Source organism: candidate division KSB1 bacterium (genome assembly GCA_024655945.1).
Lineage (GTDB): Bacteria > Zhuqueibacterota > Zhuqueibacteria > JANLFK01 > Oleimicrobiaceae > Oleimicrobium.
This window is the reverse complement of record JANLFK010000001.1, coordinates 658,487-681,252: the sequence shown is the minus strand read 5'-3', so window position 1 is coordinate 681,252 and position 22,766 is coordinate 658,487. Positions and strand designations below refer to the sequence as shown.

Below are 22,766 nucleotides of genomic sequence, written 5' to 3'. Positions count from 1 at the left end.
GCCACCTGGTTCAGGTTGGCCGCTGTGATGGCCCGCTTGCATTTGGCGGCATTTGTTGCTATATTTCGGCCTCGAGCTGGGACGGACCGGTAATGGAGGAGATGTGGAGAAAGTCCTACGATTCGCAATTGAGTTGCAGCAGCATCTGTGGGCGGCACGGTTACCTTGGGCGCGGTGGCGCATCTGGGAGGGCGAAATGGCTCCGGACCGAGTGGCGGCCGGCCCTGATGCGAACTGGCCGGAAGTTGAACTGCCCGCCGCATGGGGTGGTTATGACCAGACGGCCTGGTTCTTTGCGCACGCCGAGGTCCCCAAGCAGTGGCGCGGCAGTCCAGTGCAAGTTTACCTCGATATTGACGAGTCGTTGCTTTTCGTGGATGGGGCGCCGGCGCAAGGGATCGACCTCAACCACCGCGAGCATCTGCTCACGCCCCGGGCGAAAGGAGGGGAGCGCTTTGCGCTGGCCATAGAGGCCTACGCGGGACTCACCCACGAAAGACGCATCTTTCGCCAAGCTGAGTTGCGGCTCCTGTGGCCGGCCGCATGGGAGCTTTACCACGACCTGCGCGTTGCTCTGGATGTGTGGGCGGGGCTGCCACCCGGCTCCGAAGAACGGCAGCAGGTGGCAACACTGCTGGCAGAGACCATGCGGCTTCTTGATCCCCGGGAACCAGGCAGTGCACACTATTTTGCGGCAGTGGAACGCGCAGGGCGGTTTTTCCGCCGCGCCTGGCAAGAGTTGCCTTCCCGCTGTCCTGGGCGCGTGTGGGCCATGGGACACGCGCACATTGATGTCGCCTGGCTGTGGCGAATCAAGGAAGTGCAGCGCAAGAGCGCGCGCACCTTCGCCACGGCGCTGGCGCTGATGGAGGAGTATCCCTGGTACCACTTTGTGCAGAGCCAACCGCAGCTTTACGCCTTTGTGAAGTCGACCTACCCGGACCTGTACCGGCGCATCTGCGAGAAGGTCAAGGTGGGGCAATGGGAGCCGACCGGCGGCATGTGGGTCGAGGCCGATTGCAACATTCCCAGCGGCGAGTCGCTGGTGCGGCAGCTTCTCTACGGACAACGCTTCCTGCAACAGGAATTCGGCGCCCCGGCGCGGGTATTGTGGCTCCCGGACGTGTTCGGCTATTCCTGGGCGCTGCCGCAACTCCTTAAGAAGGCTGGGATCGACTATTTCTTCACCGCCAAAATTGGGTGGCTGTACCAGAACCCCTTTCCGTACAGCACGTTTTGGTGGCAAGGCGTGGACGGCTCGCGCGTGCTGGCGCACCTCTGTTTTCATCGCCAGGCCTACAGCGCGGGCCTGGACGCGGCCGGTGTGCGAGAATCCTGGGAGAACTTTCGCCAAAAGGACTCGGCGCGCGATGTGCTCCTCTCCTTTGGCTACGGCGATGGCGGTGGCGGGCCGACCCGTGCGCATTTGGAACAGCAGAAGCGCCTGGCGCACGCGCCAGGGCATCCGATTCTGCGGCAGGGGAGCTTGGAGCAGTTTTTCGCTGCAGCACGCCGGAATAGCCGTGACCTGCCGGTGTGGGCAGACGAGCTCTACCTCGAGGGACATCGCGGCACCTACACCACGCATGGCGCCATCAAACGCGAGAATCGCCAGTGCGAGCTCCTGTTGCGCGACGCCGAGCTCCTGGCCGCTATCGCCTCGCGGTTTGGACACGCCTATCCGGCGGAGACCTTGCGTGCGTGCTGGGAGCGCCTGCTGCGCAATCAGTTCCACGACATCCTGCCGGGAAGCTCGATTCCCGAGGTCTATCAGGATGCGCTGGCCGATTATGAGTTCGTGCGGGAAAATGCCGGCCGGGCAAGGGACAACGCACTGCAGGCCCTCGGCGAGCTAGTGAACACCGGCGGTGCAGGGGAGAGCCTCCTCGTCTTCAACACCTTAGGCTGGCCGCGCACGGACGTAGTTGCGTTGCCTGCAGAGGGGCTGGCCCGTTTCTTGAGGATCGAAGACCTTTCCGGTCGTCCGGTGCCGCACCAACGGCTGCGGCGCGTGGACGGAAGGGAGGAGGTGCTGTTCATCGCGCACGACGTCCCGCCCTGTGGCTACACCACCTTCCGCTTGGTGGAGGGACGCCCGGCGGCGACCCAGCCTGACTGCCGGGCAGAGGACGGCAGGGTGCTCACACCCCATTTCGAGGCCGTGCTGAACGAGAGGGGAGAGCTGCTACGGCTCGTGGACAAGGACTGCTCCCGGCAGGTGTTGGCAAAGGGCGCACGCGGCAATGTGCTGCAGACCTTCTTGGACTATCCGCCCTTCTGGGAGGCCTGGGAGATCGCGCCGGACTATGAGGCTCGGCCCCTGCAGCTTCTGCGGCCAAGGGGAAAGGTCCGTTTCCACGCCGGACCGGTGTGCGCCGTGGCAAGGGTGCGGCTCGCCTGCAGCCGGTCTTCCCTTGCTCAGGACATCATCTTCTATCGCGACCTGCGCCGCATCGACTTTGACACGCTCGCCGACTGGCACGATCCGCGCACTCTGCTCAAGGTAGCCTTCCCGGTGGCGGTGTGGGCAGAACGGGCCACCTACGAAATCCAGTTCGGCGCCATCACGCGCTCCACGCGCCGCAACACCTCCTGGGAGCAAGCGCGCTTCGAAGTGCCGGCGCAGCGCTGGGCAGACCTTGGCGACGGAACCTACGGAGTGAGCCTGCTCAACGATTGCAAGTACGGCTACGACGTGCGCGACAACGTCCTGCGCCTGACCTTGCTAAAGAACTGCTATGCGCCAGACCCGCAAAGTTGCCAATATGGCGTGCTGTACAATGGACAGACCGACGAAGGATTGCATCGCTTTGGCTACGCGCTCTGGGCCCACGCAGGCGACTGGCGCGCAGGTGGGACGGTGCAGGCGGGCTATGAGCTGAATGCGCCGCTTCTTGTGATTCGCCAGAAGCCTCACGCGGGCACCCTGCCCGAAAGGATGAGCTTTGTCGCCATCTCAGGCGCGCCATCGCTGGTGGTGGACACCCTGAAACAGAGCGAAGACGACCAGAGTCTCGTCCTCCGCCTGTATGAATCGGCGGGCCTACCTGCTGCCGCCGCGGTGCATGCGCAGCTCGGCACACAGAAAGCATACGTGGCGGATTTGTTAGAGCGAGAGCGCGGAGGCCCAGGGTGGGAACAAGGACGCGGACGCATCAAGCTCTCACCGTTTGAGGTGATGACCTTGAAGTTGCGGTGAAGGCAGCGCGAGGTAGTGGCGACTACTACCCAGGGAAACCTCTGCCAAGCCCGAAGATCTCCTGTGGCTCGCGTAGGCCGGGGGGCCGTGGCTGTCCGAAAAGTGCCGGCGTGAGGCCCTGCTGACTGCCCTGGAGCTTTCTGTCCTCTTGCTCTTGCACTTGGCACAACCGAGGCTGGAGGGAACAGGCGTTGGCGCTTATTGAGGGGCGCATTTGCGTAGAGGCGGCCCTGGCGGCCCGGCAGCGGCGTGAGCGCCTGGTCGTTGTGCGCGAAGGGATCCACCCCAAGCGGGTGGCGGCGATTCTGCAGATGGCCGAGGAACAGGGCGTGCCGGTCAAATTCGCCCCGGCGGCAGAGATCGAGGCCATGGCCCACGGCAAGACACATGGCGGGGTCGTTGCCCTGGCGGCGCCCAAACCGCCCGTGCCCCTTGCGGAGCTAGTGGAGCGCTTAGCGCAGCAGGCACGGCCACCGGCACTGCTCCTCCTCGATGGCGTGGACGACAGCCAAAATCTGGGCTACACGATCCGTTCTGCAGAAGCCTTGGGCATCGATGCCGTCCTTTTGAAGAAGCACGTCTGGGACTTTGACGCCACGGCCGTGTCGCGCGCCTCGTCCGGGGCCTTTGAGCGCATGCCCCTGGCGATGATCGAACAAGTGGAGCGTCAGATTCCGCAGCTCAAGAAGCTTGGCCTGCGTCTGTGCGGGTGCGTGGCCAGCGCGCGGCGGGCCATCTACGCGGTGGATTTGACCGGGCCGCTGCTCATGGCCATCGGGGGCGAAAAGCGTGGCCTGTCAGCGGCGGTGCGTCGGCAGTGCGACGGCATGGTGCGCATCCCTATCGCGGGCAGCGTCGGTTCGTTGGCCCTCAGCCACGCCGCGGCGATTGTCATGGCCGAAGTCATGCGCCAGCGGCTGCAGAGGGAGTCGCCGGAGGCGGCTTAGCCGGTCCTCCAAGCAAAGCTCCTGCTGCGGAGCCGTATCCCTGCGGAGGATGAGGCGCCCCGCAGAGGAGGGTCACGCCTGGTCGAGGAGCGTCCGCTGCCAGCGCCTGGCCAAGGGGGGAAAGCGCAGGATCCTGCCACGTCCCAGTCGCGCCTTCAGCGCCAGGGTGATCTTAGCGAGGAACAGGCACTCAGTCCTTTGCTCCCCAGCTCAGGCCTAGCACGATGTTCCTGCCTGGGGCGTCCCACCAGGTGACCGTGGAGAGGTGGTCGCGGTAGCTGCGGTCGAAGAGGTTGGTGATGTTGATAGCCAGCTCCACAGGGGTCGCTCCGCCGTGCAGGCGCAGCCCAGCCCCTGCGTCGCCCAGGATGTAGCCCGGGGTGGCCAGTTCGTTGGCGGCGACGCGGCGCTGGTCGCCAACCAGCCGCATGGTGAGTCTTGCCCACCATCCGCCGGATGGCGGCCGGAGGTGCAGGCAAATGCGTCCGTTGAGCGGCGGAATCTGCGGCAGGGGCTGCCCGCATGCCTCATCGGTACCCCGCACGTAGGAGGCCTGTGCCTGTGCCCAAAGCGGTCCGAGTAACCTCGCCTCCAGCTCGAACTCGCCGCCTTGCAGGAGCGCGCGGCCCACGTTGGCGTACTTGAAGGTGTCCGGCGCGACGGTCACCCGGCTGAGCACGATGAGGTCATCTACCCTGTTGCGGAACACGTCGAGCTCGCCACGGCAGCGCTCCGTCCGCCACTTCACTCCGGCGTCGAGGTTCAGGCTGGTCTCCGGTTTGAGCTCCGGATTGCCCACCACAAATCCCAGTTGGCCCACACCTTTGAAAAAGCGTTCCTGGAGTGCGGGGCCTTTGAAGGCGCGGCCGAGGTTGGCAAAGAGCCGCACCTTGTCCGTGACCGCGATGCTCGCCCCAAGGTTGCCGCTGATATTTTGCTCGCGGCGCACAAGGTCTGCCTCAGCCAATGTGCCGGGCGTGCCGGTCGCGGTGCTTTGCAGGCGATCGACGCGCAGACCGGCGCTCACCATAGCCCACCGTGCGGGCGCGTGCTCGGCGCAGGTGAACAGCCCTAAGCCCCACCGCCGCGCAGGCGGCGTGGGTGGAATGTGGTCCACTGCCTCTTTCACCAGCACACCTTTGCCGTCATAGAGGCGGGAGGTGGCGGTGCGCTGTGTATTGTCATCCTCACCAAACAGGTCAAGGCCGGCGGTGAGAAAGTGACGGCCCCCCAGGAGCCCACTTGCCAGGAGCGTAGCCCCGAAGGAGTCGGCTGAGCGGTGCGCCTCCAGAGCCTGGTCCACACGCTGCGCCCCTCGCGGCACGTGCAGCAAAGCCTCGAAGTTGCGCCTTCCCCACTGGTAATGAGCGTTCAGCTGCACTCTCGGTGCGCCAGGCCGTGGCTGGCGCTCATAGGCGAGACTCAGCACCGTGCGCTGGTAGAGCCGAAATCGGGCGCGTTCCGCATAGGGGGAGGTGGGAACGCCCGCATCTGACGAGCGAACCGAGGAGACGGCCCACCGCACAAGATGCGCAGGCGACGGCTGGTAGGCAAAGTCGATGTCGGCGTCAATGCCCTGGTACTGGCTGTTGGGCAACCGTCCGCGGGGCGTGCGCACGTTTTGCGCCCGTCGCCCTCCCAGACGCACGCGGGCGTTGGCACGCGCTCCCCGCAGCAGGAGGGCAAATCCGGCGGCACGCTGTTCATCTGCAGAACTCCCCTGCACAAAGCCGCGCGTCGTGACTGTCGGCCGTCGTGCGGCGACAAAGGGAGGGGTGGTCAAGTAGTTCACCACCCCACCCACTGCGTCGGAGCCGTACTGCACCGAATGAGGCCCGCGGACGACTTCCACTCGCTCCACTTGCGCGATGTCCAAGAGGGGAGCGTGCTGGCCGTAGGAACGCAGCACGTCCAGCCGCTGGCCGTTGACCAGCGTGAGGACCTGCGCACCCTTCAGGCCGCGGATGACCGGCTGCTGGCTCCACGGCCCGGTGGAGGTAACGGCGAGCCCGGGGGCAAGGACGAGGGCCTCGCCCACGGTGGCGGGGAGAGCCTGCGCGATGGCTCGCCGCTCCAGCACGCTCACCGGCACGCTGGTGAACAAGGGGTCTTGTTCGTGGCGACTGGCGGTGACCACCACCGCGGGCAAGCGGTAAGCCACGGTATCGGGCCGCGCTTGCTGGGCATGACACCACGTCGGCTGCATGGCAGATGCCAGCGCCAAAGCCCAGGCAAGGGCTGCCTGCCGGAGTCGTTGCCCGGGGAATCGCGGCGCCCAGTTGGCCAAGGGGTTGATTAGCGACCTTTGCGTCCTCATGGCTGCTTCGCGTTCCTGCGCGACAAAGCTCAGGCAGTCGATTCTTTCTCCGCCCACACGCGCACCAGCTCCACCAGCACTGCCACTGCCTTTTCCATGTCTTGCACGGAGATCCACTCCTGCCTGGAGTGGAAGTTATGCCCGCCGGTGAAGATGTTCGGCGTGAGCAGGCCCTGGTAGCAGAGGCGCGCTCCGTCGGTGCCGCCACGGATGAGGCTCAGCTTTGGCTCCAGGCCGACGCGCCGCACCGCCTCGAGAGCGTACTCTACCACTTTGGGGTCCTCGTCCAGTTTGTACTTCATGTTGCGGTAGGACTCTTCGATATTGAAATCCAGCCGGGCCCGTGGGTGACGGGCCATCACCTCCTCAGCCAGCGCGCGCAGCATCTCTTCGTGCTTCTTGAGCCCTTCCGCCGTAAAGTCGCGGATCAGGAACTTGACTGTGGTCTGTTCCACACCTCCGCTGATGCTGTTGGGATGGACGTACCCCTCGCGGCTTTCGGTGGTTTCAGGCGACAGGCGGTCCTTGGGCAATTGCTGTATGATCTCGGCAGCAACCTTGATGGCGTTCACTAGCTTTCCCTTGGCGTACCCGGGATGCACATTGACCCCGTGCACGGTCATGACCACCGTGTCGGCGCAGAAAGTTTCGTTTTCGATCTCGCCCAGTGTCTCGCCGTCCACCGTGTACGCATAGTCTGCCCCGAAGGCTTGCACATCGAAGAACTTGGTGCCCTGGCCGACTTCTTCATCCGGCGTAATGGCCACTTTGATGGGCCCGTGTTCGACCTCGGGATGGTTGACCAGGTACTCGACGGCCGTGAAAATCTCGGCGATGCCTGCCTTGTCGTCTGCGCCGAGCAGGGTCGTGCCGTCCGAGGTGACGATGTCGTTGCCTATCTGGTGGGCGAGCGCCGGATTCTCCGCTGCACGGATCACCACCGGCGGTTCGCCCGGCAGCGTGATGTCACCGCCCTGGTTGTTGCGGTGGATGATGGGCTTCACTCCCGCGCCCGAGACATCCGGGGAGGTGTCCAGATGTGCGATGAACCCGATGGTAGGAATGCGGCGGGAGCTCGTGGCGGGCAGCTCGCCGAACACATAGCCGTGCTCGTCCATGTGCGCGGCAAGTCCCATGGCCTTTAGCTCCTCGACAAGCACTTTGCCAAGTTCCTTCTGCTTGTCGGTGCTGGGGAAGGACGTGGCCTCCTCTGCCGATTGCGTGTCATATGCCACATAGCGGAGGAATCGCTCTAAAACGGTCTGTGCCATGGCTGTCTCCTCATTCCTTTCTTGTGCCATCTGCGAAGGCCTCGCGGAAGGCTTGCGGAATTGCCACCGGTCTGCCGGCTATGTTCACAAAGGCCATCACTGTCTCTGCCTCGGCGCAGAGGCGACGGCGTGTTTCGTTGTAGATGACGTAGGAGAGCGTGAAGCGAGCGCGGCCCCAGCTGGTGATCGCCCCCTGGATGCGCAGCAGGTCATCGGCAAAGGCAGGGGTGCGGAAATCGATGCAGGCGCGCACCACCACTGGCCGCGCTTGCCACCGAGTAAAGTCGGCAAAACCCATGCCCCTGAGCGCCATGAACTCACCGCGGGCAAACTCCAAGTAGTGGAGGAAATTGGCGTTGTTGACATGGCCAAAGGAGTCCAATTCATAGCTCCGCACCTTGAGCCGGGCCACCAGGGGAGAGTGCACCGTAGCTACCCTTTCTGTCTGAACGTTTGTTGTCTATCCTTGCAAGACCTCACAGTAACCGTCGATCCAGTACTGCCACTCAAAAGGGCGGGCCAGACAAGCAAAGTCCTGGCGTCGCAGGTCTGTAACGTGCTCTGCCGCCCAGACAAGTCGCTCGACGAGCGTGCCGTCTTCGTACAAAAAGTCCGCAGGGTAGAGCTCGGGGTAGACAAGGCGGTTTGGGACTAGGGGCGCGCATCCGACCCGCACCGCCTCCAGCACTGCCACGCCGAAGAACTCCTGCAGGGCGGTGGATACCACAATGTCGCCGCTACTCAGAATGCGCAGGTATTCCTCTCGCGAGTCCGCGTAGCCCCAGTGGGCAATGTGATCCGCCAAGCGTTCCCTGGCCTGCGCAAAGATGGGCGCGCACTCCTTGAACTGCTGGCCGAGGACGCACAGGGAGAAGGCCACCCCTCGCCGTTGCAGCTCGTAGAGCGCGGCAAAAAACGCTTCTGGCGCCTTGTCGTGCTCCCACCGATGGTTCCAGATGACGCGCGCCGGGCCGTGCTTGGGCTGCGGCGGAGGAAAGTCGCTGGGATCCAAAGGCACCGGCAGAACGTGGCTCTTCTCTGCAATGCGCTGGACAATGCCCCTGGGGCGAAAGTCCGGGAATTTCTTTAGCAGTGCGGGTACCCCCTCCAGCAGCGTGTCGCGGTTGAACTTGCTGTTGAAGACGACCACGTCGGCGGCAAGGGCAGTGGTCAGATTGGTCAGCGCGAAGTGAAAGTCCCACTCCTTGTACAGGCGCGCCGGATAGACAAACTGGTTCTCGTGGAAGTAGACTACCTTGCGCGCATCCTTGAGCCAGGGCGGCCCCAGGGCCAAGAGGTCCGTGAGGCTGAGAAGGGAGGAGCAGAAGACCACCTCAGCCGGCTCCTCCGCGGCGAGGGCTTCAGTTAAGTGCAGGGCTGCTCCGCGCATGCGCCATTTCCACTTGCGGGCCGGCATGACGATGGTGCGAAACGAAAACGGCAACCACCGCTGCATGCCCTTCAGCAGCTGCAGGTGAGAGTCCCCGCCGTATGGCTCTATGATGAGCACGCTCCTCATTGCCCTGCGCCAGTTCTCCTTCAGCGGTGGCCGAGGGCTGTGTAGCCCACCCAGTGGCGAAGGTGATAGGGGGCGGTGGTCCCAATGCCGATGTCGGGCAACGGCAGGGTTCCCAGGCGGAAGCTCGTATCGTAGCGCAGGAGGTGGCCCTGGAGGGGCGAGAGGCCAAGCTCTGCCACCGTCTTGCGCACCGTCTCCAGGCCAAAGGGCACGGCGAACCGCCCACACCAGCGAATCTTGTACTGCCGGATGTCCTCCTCTCCCCAGACTTGGCGACAGAAGGACTCTAACTTGGGCGCGGCCAACGGGCCGGCCAAGGTCGACAATGCCAGCAAGCTGTCGATGGCCGTCTGGATGCGATGTCCGCACAGGTCCGCGCCGAAGGGGGCCATGTTCCTGCCGCCCCAGTCCTGGTCGCCGTAGTGGTCACCGTCGTTGGAGCAGATGAAGGCGATATCCGTCCCCATGGTCCACCTGTGCCGACGGATGGCAGAGGCCAGTGCCTTGGCCAACTGCGCAGAGAGTCGGTCGATGCGCTCCCAATTCATCGGCGGGACAAGGATGGAAACGATTTCGGCGTCGCGAATATAGTGCTGCATGAACGGGACGATCCCCTCCACGGAGTGTTCCACAGCTTGGAATTCATCGTGGATGACATAGGAATCCTTGGGAAGCTGCGCCAGGAGCTCCTGCCGGAGGGGTGAAACGGGCACTGGGCCATAGGGACCGCGCCAGGCGGTAAACGAGTCAAAGACGAGCTGGTCATGGAGGCCGTAGTCAGTTGCTTTGTGCGCCACGCCAAACAGGACTACTCGCCGGGCGCGCAGGTGCCGGAACACGTGCACATAGACCCTCCCGGCTAGCAGGTGGTCGTCATGGGGACAGACCGCAGCCACCCAGCGGCTGTCGTTATCCAGGCCGAGGCGAGCGGCGTTAGCGAGCAGCCTGTCGCGTTCCAACTCCTCTGCCGCCTGCACCGCCCGCGCGATCTGCGCGGCAGTAAAGCAGAATCCCACGGTATCCTTGAGCCCACGTACGTGGTCGACTGAGGGTGCAGGGCTCTCCGCATGGCGGCACGAGAGGCCCACACCGGTCAAGACCAGTAGCGAAAGAACAAAGGCAATCTCCGTGCGCATCTCTCCCTCCTTGCAGCTTACGAAATCGCCGGCAGCGTCTGCATGCCGTGGCGTCGTGCCTCGTGCAGCATGATGCGGTGAAGCTCCCTGGTCACTTCTTTTGGCAACCCTGGTTGTGGCGGCGATGACAGGAGGCGCTCCACGATGCGGTGCGCCCTCTCGCCGGCGGTCAAGTCGCCCTTTGCCTGGCGGCTCTGGTAGTTGTCGCGGTCGATGGCCTCGCTGGGCGTGTGCACCTCATGACAAAACCACTCCAGCGTGACAGGTGAGGTCAAAAAGTGGTCGCCCTCGTAAATGGCGCCGTACAGGTCCTCGGCAAGGCGAGGCGTGCGCACGCGCAGGCCGGCCACCAGGCGGAGGGCGGCGCCGCAGATGTCGTTGTCGATGACCAACTTCTCCAGACTCTGGCAGCTCTCGAAATCCAGCATCCCCGGCCCGGAGACGACGTTGATGCCGGCCAAGGCTGCCAGTAGGGCGCCCATGGCGGTCTCGAGGCCAGCCTGGGCGTCCACCGCTTTTGCGTCGCTCAGGGCCATATAGGCGTGGGTGGGCAGGCCAAGGCGCTTGCCCACCGCCGCGTAGGCTACATCGATCATCATCGTCTCGATGGCCCCCATGGGCGTGGTGCCGGTGCGCATGTCCATGGCGGAAGGTGATCCCCCATAGATGATGGGCGCACCTGGACATGCCACCTGGTGGATGACCACGCCGCTCAAGGTCTCGGCCGTATGCTGTACCAATGCGCCTAAGAGCGTCGCAGGGGCCGTGGCACCGGTGAGGGGCATCGACACCAGTTCAGCCGGGACGCCGGCACGCGCGCAGTCGATCAGGCATTGGCAGGTGAGCGTGCTCCATTTCAAGGGTGGGGAAGGGCAACAGTCGAAGATGGCCAGCGGCTTCTGGCGGAGCGCCTCCTCACTGCCGCGCACCGCCAGCAACATCTCCCGCATGACCCGAAAGCCGTCCACGGCAAAGGTGCCGGTGACCACCGGCTTGCTGCAGTACTGCAGGGCGATGAACAGCCGATACCGGTCGGCGATGGCCCCTGGCACATCGCCCGGAATGACCGCAGTGCTTTGGGCAGCAAAATGGGGCAGGGCTTCGGTCAGCCGCGCAAAGGCCACGAGGTCGGCGGTCACTGGTGTGCGCTCTCTCTGCGTCTCCCAGTCGAGGATGGTGAGCGCGGCCGAACCTGGGTCAAAGTGGACAAAGTCGCCTTGCAGCTGCATGGCTTCCCTGCCCTGGCAGTCGAACACCGGGATGGCGCCTGGTGCGGTGCGCAAGGTGGCTTCCACCAAGGTGCGCGGTATCGTCACCTGTTGCACATCTTGCTGGCCCTTGGCGCCGGCTTCCAGGAGGAGGTGGCGCCCCTCGTCGTGCTCCACCATTACCCCCACTCGCTCCAGGACGTCCATGGCTTCATCGATGACGCGGTCAATGAGCTGGTCGCTGATCAGGGAAATCCTTGGCCGTTGTTCCATCTGGTCTGTCCCTTCCTTTTCGTCTTCTGGTGCGGACACGCACATTAGCCGATCTCACACCATCGTCAAGCCAGTGGGATAAGTGCTGTGCATTGGTTAGCTACCTCTTGCCACTCCGTCGCCATAGCGACTGCGTATTCGGGAGAATGCGCCAATGCAACCCGGCGCTCCCCCTTTTCTTTCTCGAGCAGATGGCGACCCGCGCACGCACTGTTTGCCCCCTGGGCCGAGCCAGATGGTGCGGGTCTATCTTGCGTGAAGAGTGCCACCGTACACCTTGTGCGCCAGCTCCTCGCCCGGGAGCAAGTCTGCCGGTCGGCGGCGCAGTTCGGCCTCGCTGTCGTGCGGGCGTTGTGAGCGGGATCCGGTGAGCGGCAGCGAGCGGGCTGCAGCATTGAACTGTGCCAACATCGCCATCTTGCGCGGGGGACTCGCCTGCCGCAAGAGTTGGGTCTGCAAAGGCTCCATTTTGGGATGAGTGTCGGACAAGAATGTAGCCATTTCTTCTTCCCGGTAGACCTCCCCTGTGCCTGGCAGGCAACGTCGCCTCAGCGAGACTTTAAAAAAAAGATCACCCACAGCACAAAGCTCACCTGAAAGGTGCCGTAAGCCGCTGCGGCGTACCTATCAAGACGACAGGCCTCGTCGTAGTAGCGGTTCATGGCCGCAGGCGAGCCTGCTCGCAGGTAGCGCTCATAGCGATCGTCGGCGGTGCTCTTCAGGTGCATTGAGGCGCTACCGGCAAGCACCGTGGCCCCCAAGAAGAACCACGAAATGCGGGCGTCCCGCTTCTTGCGCGGGTCGACGTGCACCCGCGCGCTGATAAGGCGTCGAGACGTGTCGGCCGCTGGCCAGAGGAACCGCCCCGATGAGGGGTTGCGCCACGCGGTCAGAGGGGAGTGGAAGTGAGCCGACTGGAGCTGCTGGGCACGACTGAGTGCAGCAGCAGGGCCGTGTGGGGAGTGCCCCAGCTCATCTCCATGCTGGCAGAATGCCACGGCCCAGCTCGCGAGACTCAATGGCACCGCGCAGCACAGGGCTGCCCTGTGCACATTCCGCCGGAGGAGGCCTGCTTTCATGCTCCGCCCTTCGCCCGAAAGGCGAGAATGCGGTTGCCCTCTGCCGCCACGAAAAGTCTATCGCATGCTACCAGCGGTGCGGTGCGCACGCGGCCGCCGGTGTCATATTTCCACAGTTCTCGGCCGCTTTCCAGCTCCAGCGCGTAGACGTGCTGGTCCAGCGAGCCCACATACACCACCTTGCCTGCCACCAGCGGTGGCGTGCTGATGATGCTCTTGGCCTGGAAGCGCCAGCGCTCGCTGCCGTTGCGCAGGGACAGGCAGTACAGAGAGTGGTCATTGCTGCCGAAAATGACCACCGAGTCGGCCACTGCTGCCCCGTGGCGGATTCTTCCCCCCGTGGGGAAGACCCAGCGGACGATTCCCGAATCCAGCGACAGGGCGTAGAAGCTGCGGTCGGTCGAACCCACGTAGACCGTGCCATGCCCGATGGCCGGCGCGGCGAGGATTGCCCCTCCGGTGCGATATTGCCAGATGAGCGTGCCCTTGTGCACGTCCACGGCGCGCACGCGGCCGTCGTCACTGCCGAACACCACCTTATCCCCGGCGCACGCCGGCGTAGAGCGCAGGTTGTCCTCGGTGTTCAGGGACCAGAGCACCTTGCCACTGCGCAGCTCGTAGGCGATGAGCCGCTTTTCCTCGGCAGCCACGATCAGGCGGCCGTCGACGATGAGCGGTTCAGTCTCGATGCTCCCCGCAGCCGCAGACCAAAGCATGTGACCGTCGCTCAGGTCGTGCAGGCTGAGGCTTGGGTTCCCATGGCGTCGGGCAACAACCAGAAGATCTTCCTGCAGCGCACAGGTGATCTCGAAGCCGGGGCGGAATTTTTTCTGGACAACCTTCTTGCCGGAGACCGCATCCACGACCAGCAAGTGGCCGTCCTTCGTGGGGCAGAAGATGTTCCCCCCGTTTGCCAGGAGCGTCGGTCCGATGCCGGCGGTGGCCTTACGCTGCCAGACAAGTTCCAACGGCGGGACCAGCTCTGCAGCGATTTCATTGGTCCGCGCCGATGCCCCGCCGCACTGCGGCCACAGATGGGTCGTTCCCTTGTCGGCGAGCTGAGGCAGCAGGAGCCGGGCGCACCCAGCGAAAGCCACCACGGTGCTCGCGACCAGACACGCGAGCCCCAGGACACGTCGCTGCTCAGAAATCCCAGCCGAAGAAGAACTGTGTGAACCAGTGCTTGTCAATGTTGATGTCCTTGAGGTGGTGAAACCGCGATGGTTCCGGCACGGTGAATTTGCGCCCCCCATCCAAACGGAGCACAAGCACGCCGCCGATGCGCCAGCGCACGCCAAAGCCCACGCTGCCCAGGAGCTCGTCAAAGTGCTGGTCCCAGCCGTTGCCAAGGTCGACAAAGAGGGCTCCCCGGATGGCGTTCAATGCCAAGCCGCCAATGGGGAACTTGATGAAGAAGCGGTCGATGAACGGAAAGCGGAGCTCGTTACTGACCAGGGCCAGCTTTGTTCCCCAGATGCGCCACAGGGGATAGCCGCGCAGGTCCCAACTGCCGCCCATGAAGAACGGCGTGGCCTCCTTGCCCTTGTTCATCATCGTCATCAGACGGAGGGCATGGGTGACGCTCCGGCTGATGCGGAAGTAGTGCCGGTAATCGACGATGAGCGTCACGAAATTCACGTGCGAGTGCTGCACGTCGAGGGTGTTGCCGAGGGTGATATTGTACCGTTCGCCATCCACCGGGCCGGTGGGCCCCCAAAGCGAATTGTCTTTCACGAAGGAGACGATGTTGGAGACCAACACTGCCTTGCGCCGCCGGTTGAAGACGTACCAGTCCTTGTCTGAATAGCGCACGTTGAGGCTGGCCTCGAAGCGGTTGAACACCGAAAAGGGGTAGCTGACGGCGGCAAATCCTCCGGCGCGCCGCTCCCAGAAGTAAAAGTCGTACAGCGAATAGTAGCGGCCGGCAAAGTGATAGAGCCCCACGGCAAAGTTGGTACGATGCGTCAGGTCCAGACGGGTGACCGCAACGTTGAAGCTCTCCAAAAACTCATCACGCGTGCGGGCGTTATTGGAGAGGAGAAAGTAGTACTGGGCGTTGCCCAGCATGTCGGTGATGGCCAACTGCGCGCCCCCGGAAGTGCCATAGATGGGATCCTGCGTGACGGCACTCTGTGCCACGTCAAGGTCGAACTTGGGACGATACTTGACCGTCTTGCTGAAGACATCGCCGCTCACCTCCTGGCTGAGCCGCTCCGTGCTCTGCTGGGGGAGCGTGTCTGCAGAGGCGACCTTCGAGCTATCGAACTTCTTCACCACCTCGTCCAGAAGGCGCAGACGGAAAGAAAAGTTCTCAAAGGCGGAAAAGAGGATCTGGTCATTGTCCGTCCAATCGGGGTCGAAGGCGCCGGTGGTGAAAAAGGTGAGTTGCCGCAGCTCGTCCAGCTCGTCGGTGGCAGCTGGGTAGTGTTTCGTGTCGGAAGGGGATTCTACCCTGCTCCCCGAGCGCGAGGCAAACGGACCCCTGGCGGTATTGCGCACCATCCAGATGTTGTAGGCACCATCGCGGTCTGAGGTAAAGGTTAAGTAGCGGCCGTCCGGCGACCAGGCAGGCGAGAGGTCGTTGTGCGGCGCACAGGTTGCCGGCTCCACAACCCCGGTGCCCAGGTTGAGCATGAAGAGGTTGTAGTAGCCGTCGGCACCGTAGGGTGGCCGATCGCTCCGAAAGGCGATGACCGTCCCGTCTGGAGACCAGGCAGGATCGCGGTCGTCAAAGAGATCGTTGGTGAGCTGTTCGGCTGTCTCGCGTTGCAGGTCTACCAGGTACAAGTCACTTTGCCCGCCAAAGCTGAGTCCGGTGACCACTAACCTTTGGCCGTCCGGCGCCCACGACGGCGAGTACAGGGAGACGAGCGAATCGAAACGGACCTGTTTCACCATGCTGCGGTGCTCGATGGCGAAGACATTCAGCACATCGCTGGCGCCGCTTCGGCTCACAAAGGCCAGCAGACCGGTAGGGGTCACGTCGATCTTGCTCTGCAGCACATGGAAGCTCTCGAACTCCGAGGTCCGTTCCCCTTTGATCAGCACCTCCGCCTTTGGCTGCCCGCTTCCGCCGTCTATCCTCTGCAAGTAGATGTTCGAGTAGCCCATGCGATTGGAGACAAAGACCACGTAGCCGCCATCTGCGCGGCGGTAAAAGACCGGTTTGGTGTCGATGCCTTCGCGCGTCACCACCGTACTGCTCATCTCCGGAGAGTCGCGGCGCTCCAACAGGGGGTAGGTGCTCTTCTTCAGCGCGTAGAGCCACTGTTTGTCGAACTGCTCTATGTCCACCCCCAGGGTGATCTTCATCACGTCGGCGAAGCGCTCCTGCTTCCAGCTATTCTCGATGAGGCGCAGGATCTTCTCCTCACCGAACGTCTCGCCGATGTACTTGAGAATCGCCTGTCCTTCCTTGTACATGAGGAAGGAGCCGTAGATCTGGTACATCTGGTTGAGCGGGACGATGTAGCCGTTGAGCACGCCATCCCGGATGAACATCTCTGCCTGCGAGTCCCAGCCGGTGGACCAGTACTCAGCCAGCCCCTCGACGAACCAGAGGGGCAGGCCCGTCGGCGCCAGCCTGCCGCGCTCTTTGAACACGGTGGTCAGCTTGCTGTAGGTGAACACGTGCACTAGCTCATGGCGGATCACGTGCTTGAACTCGGATAGGGAGCCATTGGCGGGCACCACCACCCGTCCTTTGAGGAATTCGAAAAAGCCGCCTACGCCCTCAGGGACCAGATAGGGGGTGGTGTTGGTCTGCTGAAAGTGGGCGTGGCTGGCGTAGAAAATGAGGGGGATACGCCGGTTGATATTGTGGTCGAAGCGGTCTTCCAAAACCCGGTAGGTTTCCTCCGCATAGGCTGCACCGATCTCCGCAATCTTGCGCATCTCCGGGTAAAAGTAGATGTCAAAGTGCTCGGTCTGGAGGACATGCCAGCGGAAGTTGTCGTACTGCACCTTGTTGCGGCCGAAGTAGTACTGGCCATGGCCGGCGCTGACCGCCAAGAGGAGTGCTACCCCGGTCAGTGCGAAAGAGGCGATCTTTCTATTGACTGGCCACATGCGGCTACCTGTTGGCTTGCGAGGCCTGAATTTCCCGAGCCCGCGGGTGAATTTACAAAAAAAGCGCTTTGCCGTCAACTAGAAAAGCTGCTCCTCCGTGAAGAGTCCGGCCCGCCAGGACGTGCGGCCTCACTTGACCCGCAGCGGAAAGTAGAGGCTAAAGTCGGTGCCGGTGTGGCGACCGCTTGCCACCTCGATCCAGCCGCCGTGTGCTTCGATGAGCCTCTTGGTGACTGCCAGGCCCAGGCCGCTTCCTGATGGCTTGGTGGTGTAGAAGGGCTCGAAGATTAGCTGCGGGTCGCCCTCTATGCCGCAGCCATTGTCGTGCACCGAGATGCGCACGGCTGCTCCCCGCCGGCTGTCGACCGTGGTTGCCGTCACGGTGACGCAGCCGCCGCTGTGAGTCGCCTGCAGGCTGTTGAGTAACAGGTTGAGGAGCATCTGCTGCAGGGCGTCCTGATCGAACGGAAAGGCAGGCAAGTTCTCGTCGCTTTGGGCCAGCAAGGAGATGCCCTCCTTCTCAAACTCCGGCCGCAACCGCGCAATGGTTCGACCGATGACCTCTTGGGCGCGCTGCTGCTCCATTGCAAGCCTTGGTCCCCTGGAGAGAACTAAGAAGTTGTCCACCAGACGGTTGAGTCGCGACACTTCTTGCGGGATAAAGTCGAACAACTCATCGCTATGGCCTGGTGGACAGTATCGCTGGCGAAGTACATCCGCCGTGGTCTTGATGATGCCCAGTGGGTTGCGGATCTCGTGAGCGACGGTGGCAGCCATGTGTCCGATGGTGGCCAGGCGTTCGGCTTGGCGCAGGGAAGCCTCTGTTCGCAGCAAGAGGGTGAGCGACCAGAGCAGGAAGAGCGTCAGGAGGAGCAGGAGGGCGCCACTTGCCAGCAGGCCGACCAGGCGCGCGCGATCATAAAGGCTGAGCAGCTCGAAAAAGTCGGCGCTTGCCTCGGCTGAGAGCACGGCGACAACTGCACCCCCCAGGTCGTGCAAGGGCGCATAGGCTACCTTGAAGCGGTTGCTGCCCAGCGAGCGCAACGGCCCGGCGATTGCCTCGCCTTCCCACGCCCGGGCCACCCATTGGCTGTCGGCGCGCAGGTAATGCAGAGGCTCGCCGGTGCCCACATAGGGCTGCGAGCTGGCCACGATGCGGTAGTCGGCGTCGATGATGTGCACGGCCTGTAGCTGGGCGTCGCGACGCAAGCGCAGCAGTTCAAGCGCCAGCAGCGTGCGATCTTCGCCGCTGAGGTAGTCGATGCGCTGTCGTTCCAAGGAGCGGCTGGCCAGACGCGCCACCGTCTCCAACCGCCTGCCCAGCTCGCTGTCCAGGTAGCTGGTCATCCGCTTGACGAAGAGCCAACTGGCGGCGTTGAGGGCGATGAGCACCAGCAGCGAAGCACCCACCACCGCGGCAACGAACATGCGGCGCCGACGGACGGTTGACTGCTGCACTCCACCGAACTCGCTCAGGGACGAAGTGGGCGTGGGGTCTTCTCGCCGAACAGGGCGAGCCATTCGGCCATTTCCTCCTCAGTTAGCTCGCGGCCGAATTTCTGATCGGCAAAGTCCTCGCCGCGCGGCCGATTGTCCATCCTTTTGAAGAACTGCGCAGGCGAGAGGACTGTGGCGCCGCGCTCTCGCGCCACCCCGACCAGGTGTCGATCGCCACTCACCAAAGTCACGCTCCGTGGGTGAGCCTCACTCAAGAGCAGATGTTCGATAAGCGAATCAGCGGTTTGCGGCGGACGGGAGAAGAGCACTCGCACCCCCGGCGGGGCCGCGCGCTCCTCTACCGGGTGCACCTCCGCACCGTCGAACACGACCACCAGCTCGAGGTGGCGTTTGCTCACATAGGCGCAAAGCCGCTGCAGCAGGGCAACGCGCGCGCTGCCAAGGTCTTGATTGAGTCGCGCCGCAAGAGCAGGCACCGCGTGGATCACGTTGTAGCCGTCAACGATGACCTTCTGCCTGGTCATCAGTGCTCCCTCCCCCCATGTCTTGCCCAGAGTGATGCGCCTGGCGCAGGCGGTGCTCCCGCGTGTGGGACTCGTCGATGATGTGCACCACCCGCCAGCCCTGGCGCACGAGCTCTTCTGCTATGAAGCGGCGGTGGCAGCGGAAAAAGAGCGCTTCCGAACACATCACTGCGGTGCGCAGCTCGCCGGCCAAGCTCTTCAGTTCTGCCAGCGCCGCGGCAAAGTCGGGGGTCTGCATATACCCCTGGTAGCCGCCGCTGCGAAAACCCCCCAAGCCCTGGCCAAGCCATCGGTAGTCGATCCCCGCTGCAGGAAGCGTCGCGGCAAGGGCGTCGCGGCTGAAATGGGGGAAGGCCCGCGAGGTCGGAAAGCGCCGCACATCCACCACGCGCCGGATCCCATGGGCTCGCAGCCGCGCCACAAACTCCGCCAGGCTCAAGGAGGAGTGGCCGACCGTGTAGACGGTGGGTCTGCGGGCTGCACCTTGCTGCAGCGCGTGCGCCACAGCCGCCAGCACTTCATCCACCTGGATGGCGGCCATGCAGCGGAGCTCCTCGCAAAAGTCGCGCTGACAGCGGCTGCAGTCGAGCTCTTGGTGCACCGCATAGTGGCCCGCTGCAGGTGAGTAAGGAAACCAGATCTCCGGTTCGCCAGGGCCAAAAATGCCGATGGTCGGCGTGCCCAGAGCCGGCCCCAAGTGCAGGATGCCGCAGTCGTTGGCCACGAGTACCTGGCAACGCTTCACTACGGCCATCACCCGGCGGATGGGGAGCACTTCCAGTACCACGGCCTCAGGCGCCACCTGCGCCACGCGCGCGACAAGTTCCTCCTCGCCCGGACCGGTGGTGAGCAGCACCCGCGTGCCCAGTTCTGTGCCCATCCGCCTGGCCAGTTCTCCAAATCGCTCGGCAAACCAGCGCTTGGCCGGCCACGAAGCGCCGGCGTGCACCACTGCCAGGCGCTCGTGCGCACCCACCCCTTTTTCGTGCAGGTAGTTCACGGCCCAGGCATCTTCATCGGGCGAGGTGGCCAAGTGCGTCTCCAAGCCAGCCGGCGCTACGCCGAGAGGTCTGAGTGTTTCCAGATGGAACTCTATCGCACTCTTCGGCCGCGCATCGCGTCGCACGACAGTGGTGTACAGCAGCCGACGCCCCCGATAGTCAAAACCCACCCGCTGGCGCGCACCGGTGAGCCAGAGCAACAGGGCGGAGCGAGCGTTGCCGAACAGGTCAATGGTCAGGTCAAAATGCGCCCGGCGCAGCTGCCGCAGCGTGGACAGTTGCGCACTGCGGCTTTGACGGTGTAAGGGCAGCAGGGTGTCCACATCCGGGTGGTTGACGAGCACCTCGATGTACGGGCTCTCCGCTAGATAGGCGATCCCCGCCTGCGGAAACGCCCGACGAAGCGCGCGCAGCAGCGGGGTGGTGAGCACCACATCGCCAAGGAAACGGAGCCGGCTGACCAGGATGCTCCGATGCTCTTTTGGCGATGTCACCGGACTCATTTGGTTTTCATCTCGAAAACCCCGTCCCAGTCCGCGGCCGGGGGACTTTGCAGGAAAAGCGTGCAACGCTCGCAGTAGACACGGGAAGGCCCATCGTCCGGCCGAAGTTCCAAGGCTGCCCGAAACGTTCGCAGCGCCTCTTGCCACTGGCGCGCGCGATAGGCTGCAAGTCCTTTGGCAAACACCTCCAGAGCGCGCAACTGCCGCTCCTCAAGTTCAGCGGCGTGCTCGGCCAAAAGCTCGTACACGCGCACGGGCAGGGTCTTGCCTTTGACGCGCAGCAGATCTAACTCGCGCGTCACGAACCTGCCGTTGAGCATCTGGTGCGTGAACTCGCTGATCATGATGTTGGTGCCGTAGCTCCTGTTGGCCCCTTCTAAACGCGAGGCCAAGTTCACGCTATCGCCGATCACCGTGTAGTCGAAGCGTTGTTCGCCGCCGATGTTGCCGGCAATCATCGGTCCGGAGTTGATGCCGATGCGGGCATGGAAGTGGGGTTTGTCCTCCGCCTGCCACTTCTGGCGCAAGTCGACCAGCTTGCGCTGCATTGCCAGGGCGGCGCGGCAGGCGTTCACGGCGTGCTCCTCCGATGGCACGGGCACGCCAAAGACCGCCATGATGGCGTCGCCCTCGTACTTGTCCAGGAAACCGTGGTGCGCGAACACGATGGCGGTCATTGCCGATAGGTACTCATTTAGCTGCGTGACCAGTTCCTCGGGAGTGAGCGCCTCGGAGACCGAGGTAAAGTCCTTGATGTCAGAGAAAAAAGCCGTGGCGACGCGGTGCTCGCCGCCGAGCTTGAGCATCTCCGGGTTCTTGATGAGCTCATCCACCACCGAGGCGGACAGGTAGTACTGAAACATCCCTTTGATTCTGCGCTTGCTCCGCTCCTCTTCGACGTAGCGGTAGATGAACACGCCGAGAAAACCGAACAGGAGGGTGGCCAGCGGCCTGACCACCTCCAGCCACAAGGCGGAATGGGCAAAGAGCTGGAAGGCAAGCACCAGATAGGCAACGCCGATGAACAGGGCCAACGGGCCACTCAACCACGGACGCAGGAGCATGGCCGCAACGGCCACCAGCACGGCCAGGCCCAGGGCCAGGGGGTAGATGAGCACCTTGCTGGGCCGGAAGATGTACTGCTGGGTGAGGATGTTGTGGATGATGGTCGCATGGATTTCCACTCCAGGAAACGCCCCTTGGAACGGCACCGGACGAATGTCTGCGAGCCCGGCGGCCGAAGTGCCAACCATGACAATGCGGCCTTCAAACAACTCTGCCGGCACCCGCTGCATCAATACGTCATAGTACGAAACGTACCTAAAAGTGCCCATGGTCCCCAGGTAGTTGATGAGCATCCGCCCGTGCTTGTCGATGGGGATGACCAGCCGCTTCCCTGGCAAACCAGGAGGCATCAGGACAATCCTCTTGCCTGGTACCATCTTGATGTCCTCGGCGGAGAGATTGAGCAGCCCTCTGACAACCGCCAAGGAGAGCGCCGGGTACTGCCTGCCGGCAAAGTTGATGAACATGGGCATGCGGCGAATCACGCTGTCGTCGTCGGGCGAAAAGTTCGCAAAGCCGATGCCGGCAGCAGCATTGTACAGCCGCACGATCTTGCCATCCATGCGCTCAGCGGAGGGAAAGCGCGCGGTCGCTTGGCGAGCGAAAGAGAACGAGTACCGCTCGCTCTGGAAACCCTCAGGTGGGGTGGTCATGGCATAGAGGAAGATGTCCGGGGAGGCAGCGGAGAAGGCCATGGCATGGTAGACGATGTCCGAGCGAAAGGTGGCGGCCGCCAGCGAGTCGTCCACGCTGGGGTCGCGGCTCGGCTCCACGAACAGCACGTCAAAGGCGATGGCCAAGGCATGGCCTGAGGTGAGACAGTCGATGAGCTGCGCATGGTAGGTGCGCGGCCATTGACTGAACGGTCCCAGCTTGTCCAAACTGCGGTCGTCGATGTCGACAATGATGATGTCGTCCAAAGGAGCGCCGTCCCGCTGTTGCGCCAACCTGTCCAGCCGTTGCCCGTAGCGCCAGTCCAAGGTCTTGGCCTCAAAGCTGTCGACGATGCCGGCCAGTTGCAGCTCAGTCACCAGTCCCACTGCCCCCGCCGCGATGAGGGCAAGAAGGCTGGCGATCGCTACCTTAGGGAGTGCGCCTTTCGTTTGCCATTTCCCAAAAGACATGGTGCCTCGCAGTTTGGAGACGATTACGGCTCAAGCACGCTGAGAGCGGCCCCGCACCAGGCAAAATGCCAGGT

General features: G+C 63.4%; 16 protein-coding genes. 2 read left to right on the top strand and 14 right to left on the bottom strand.

Going from position 1 to position 22,766, the window contains the following annotated elements:
• Positions 1 to 196 precede the first annotated feature (196 nt).
• Positions 197 to 3,199, top strand: a complete 3,003-nt coding sequence (locus NUW13_02760) for an alpha-mannosidase (protein ID MCR4437951.1) — start codon at positions 197 to 199, stop codon at positions 3,197 to 3,199.
• 191 nt (positions 3,200 to 3,390) lie between these two features.
• Positions 3,391 to 4,146, top strand: a complete 756-nt coding sequence (rlmB, locus tag NUW13_02755) for a 23S rRNA (guanosine(2251)-2'-O)-methyltransferase RlmB (GenBank protein ID MCR4437950.1) — start codon at positions 3,391 to 3,393, stop codon at positions 4,144 to 4,146.
• A 190-nt stretch (positions 4,147 to 4,336) separates the two neighbouring features.
• On the opposite strand, the gene NUW13_02750 is transcribed toward rlmB, so the two are convergent.
• The 14 genes from NUW13_02750 to NUW13_02685 all read right to left on the bottom strand — a co-directional run bounded on the left by NUW13_02750 (position 4,337) and on the right by NUW13_02685 (position 22,692).
• Positions 4,337 to 6,520 carry a TonB-dependent receptor gene (locus tag NUW13_02750; protein ID MCR4437949.1) on the bottom strand — a complete coding sequence of 728 codons (2,184 nt, stop codon included), beginning with the start codon at positions 6,518 to 6,520 and terminating at the stop codon, positions 4,337 to 4,339.
• A complete protein-coding gene (gene pepT / locus NUW13_02745) occupies positions 6,493 to 7,734 on the bottom strand; it encodes a peptidase T (GenBank protein ID MCR4437948.1) in 1,242 nt (413 codons plus the stop codon). Before pepT ends, NUW13_02750 begins: the two co-directional genes overlap by 28 nt.
• 10 nt (positions 7,735 to 7,744) lie before the next feature.
• Positions 7,745 to 8,161, bottom strand: coding sequence for an acyl-CoA thioesterase (locus tag NUW13_02740; protein MCR4437947.1), 417 nt, complete (start codon positions 8,159 to 8,161; stop codon positions 7,745 to 7,747).
• A 33-nt stretch (positions 8,162 to 8,194) separates the two neighbouring features.
• Positions 8,195 to 9,253 (bottom strand): DUF3524 domain-containing protein, encoded by a 1,059-nt coding sequence (locus NUW13_02735; GenBank protein MCR4437946.1) that lies wholly within the window; start codon positions 9,251 to 9,253, stop codon positions 8,195 to 8,197.
• A 20-nt stretch (positions 9,254 to 9,273) separates the two neighbouring features.
• Positions 9,274 to 10,389, bottom strand: coding sequence for an AmmeMemoRadiSam system protein B (gene amrB, locus NUW13_02730; protein ID MCR4437945.1), 1,116 nt, complete (start codon positions 10,387 to 10,389; stop codon positions 9,274 to 9,276).
• Positions 10,390 to 10,406: 17 nt separating this feature from the next.
• Entirely contained in the window at positions 10,407 to 11,870 is a 1,464-nt protein-coding gene (locus tag NUW13_02725; protein ID MCR4437944.1) for a trimethylamine methyltransferase family protein, read from the bottom strand.
• A gap of 246 nt (positions 11,871 to 12,116) precedes the next feature.
• On the bottom strand, positions 12,117 to 12,371 hold the full coding sequence (locus tag NUW13_02720; GenBank protein ID MCR4437943.1) for a hypothetical protein: 255 nt from the start codon (positions 12,369 to 12,371) through the stop codon (positions 12,117 to 12,119).
• 47 nt (positions 12,372 to 12,418) lie between these two features.
• Positions 12,419 to 12,682, bottom strand: coding sequence for a hypothetical protein (locus NUW13_02715; GenBank protein ID MCR4437942.1), 264 nt, complete (start codon positions 12,680 to 12,682; stop codon positions 12,419 to 12,421).
• A gap of 263 nt (positions 12,683 to 12,945) precedes the next feature.
• Complete coding sequence (locus NUW13_02710) at positions 12,946 to 14,049, bottom strand: PQQ-binding-like beta-propeller repeat protein (GenBank protein MCR4437941.1); 1,104 nt, start codon at positions 14,047 to 14,049, stop codon at positions 12,946 to 12,948.
• 43 nt (positions 14,050 to 14,092) lie between these two features.
• The gene (locus NUW13_02705; protein MCR4437940.1) at positions 14,093 to 17,017 is read right to left on the bottom strand and encodes a hypothetical protein; all 2,925 of its coding nucleotides are present in this window, start codon (positions 17,015 to 17,017) and stop codon (positions 14,093 to 14,095) included.
• Positions 17,018 to 17,146: 129 nt separating this feature from the next.
• A complete protein-coding gene (locus NUW13_02700; GenBank protein MCR4437939.1) occupies positions 17,147 to 18,538 on the bottom strand; it encodes an ATP-binding protein in 1,392 nt (463 codons plus the stop codon).
• A complete protein-coding gene (locus NUW13_02695) occupies positions 18,490 to 18,999 on the bottom strand; it encodes an NYN domain-containing protein (GenBank protein MCR4437938.1) in 510 nt (169 codons plus the stop codon). The genes NUW13_02700 and NUW13_02695 overlap by 49 nt, the downstream gene beginning before the upstream one ends.
• Positions 18,974 to 20,503, bottom strand: coding sequence for a DUF488 family protein (locus NUW13_02690; GenBank protein MCR4437937.1), 1,530 nt, complete (start codon positions 20,501 to 20,503; stop codon positions 18,974 to 18,976). Before NUW13_02690 ends, NUW13_02695 begins: the two co-directional genes overlap by 26 nt.
• Positions 20,500 to 22,692: a CHASE2 domain-containing protein gene (locus NUW13_02685; protein MCR4437936.1), complete on the bottom strand. Its 2,193-nt coding sequence runs from the start codon at positions 22,690 to 22,692 to the stop codon at positions 20,500 to 20,502. Before NUW13_02685 ends, NUW13_02690 begins: the two co-directional genes overlap by 4 nt.
• Positions 22,693 to 22,766 lie beyond the last annotated feature (74 nt).

What these genes read in the sequence shown, in the direction of transcription:
- NUW13_02725 (MCR4437944.1), bottom strand. Translation starts at nt 11,870, where the DNA reads ATGGAACAACGGCCAAGGATTTCCCTGATCAGCGACCAGCTCATTGAC.
- NUW13_02700 (MCR4437939.1), bottom strand. Translation starts at nt 18,538, where the DNA reads ATGGCTCGCCCTGTTCGGCGAGAAGACCCCACGCCCACTTCGTCCCTG.
- NUW13_02705 (MCR4437940.1), bottom strand. Translation starts at nt 17,017, where the DNA reads ATGTGGCCAGTCAATAGAAAGATCGCCTCTTTCGCACTGACCGGGGTA.
- NUW13_02760 (MCR4437951.1), top strand. Translation starts at nt 197, where the DNA reads ATGGCTCCGGACCGAGTGGCGGCCGGCCCTGATGCGAACTGGCCGGAA.
- NUW13_02690 (MCR4437937.1), bottom strand. Translation starts at nt 20,503, where the DNA reads ATGAGTCCGGTGACATCGCCAAAAGAGCATCGGAGCATCCTGGTCAGC.
- NUW13_02735 (MCR4437946.1), bottom strand. Translation starts at nt 9,253, where the DNA reads ATGAGGAGCGTGCTCATCATAGAGCCATACGGCGGGGACTCTCACCTG.
- NUW13_02720 (MCR4437943.1), bottom strand. Translation starts at nt 12,371, where the DNA reads ATGGCTACATTCTTGTCCGACACTCATCCCAAAATGGAGCCTTTGCAG.
- NUW13_02695 (MCR4437938.1), bottom strand. Translation starts at nt 18,999, where the DNA reads ATGACCAGGCAGAAGGTCATCGTTGACGGCTACAACGTGATCCACGCG.
- pepT (MCR4437948.1), bottom strand. Translation starts at nt 7,734, where the DNA reads ATGGCACAGACCGTTTTAGAGCGATTCCTCCGCTATGTGGCATATGAC.
- NUW13_02685 (MCR4437936.1), bottom strand. Translation starts at nt 22,692, where the DNA reads ATGTCTTTTGGGAAATGGCAAACGAAAGGCGCACTCCCTAAGGTAGCG.
- amrB (MCR4437945.1), bottom strand. Translation starts at nt 10,389, where the DNA reads ATGCGCACGGAGATTGCCTTTGTTCTTTCGCTACTGGTCTTGACCGGT.